This window comes from Sphaerospermopsis reniformis, assembly GCF_005402885.1.
Taxonomy (GTDB): Bacteria; Cyanobacteriota; Cyanobacteriia; order Cyanobacteriales; family Nostocaceae; genus Sphaerospermopsis; species Sphaerospermopsis kisseleviana.
Window position 1 is genome coordinate 1 of sequence record NZ_BJCE01000544.1, and the last position, 607, is coordinate 607.

General features: G+C 36.9%; 1 protein-coding gene. It reads left to right on the forward strand.

Going from position 1 to position 607, the window contains the following annotated elements:
• Positions 1-607, forward strand: a 607-nt coding sequence (locus FFR48_RS28315) for a transposase (RefSeq protein ID WP_137669617.1), incomplete at both ends; no start/stop codon positions are given.

Here is a 607-nt window from a genome sequence, read left to right on the forward strand (position 1 = left end):
TAATGAATGCGGGTGCGTCACTCTTAGAATTGAGCAACAGACAATATAAAATGTTGCTAGTAGTGGCAGAAGTTTATCGTCAACAACTATGGTTATATGAACATGAAAAACGGAGTATAGAAGACAGAATTGTCAGTTTAAGTCAACCACATATTCGTCCGATAGTCCGTGGTAAAGCTGCTAAAAACACGGAATTTGGGGCAAAGTTTTCAGCTAGTTGCTTTGATGGTTATGTATTTTTAGACAATATTAGTTGGGATAATTTTAATGAATCAGGGGACTTAAAATATCAAGTAGAAGCCTACAAAAATTACACCGGATATTATCCTGAATCTGTTCATGTAGATAAAATTTACCGTAATAGGGAGAATCGAGACTGGTGTAAAGAAAGAGGAATTAGAATCAGTGGTCCCCCACTGGGTAGACCACCTAAAAATGTCAGCAAAGAAACAAAGAAACAAGCGCAAGAAGATGAACGGATTCGTAATTCTATTGAGGGTAAATTCGGACAAGGTAAACGAAGATTTAGCCTGGGTAGAGTCATGGCTAAATTGCCTCATACTTCTTTAACTTCTATTGCTATTTCCTTCTTGGTTATGAATCTTTC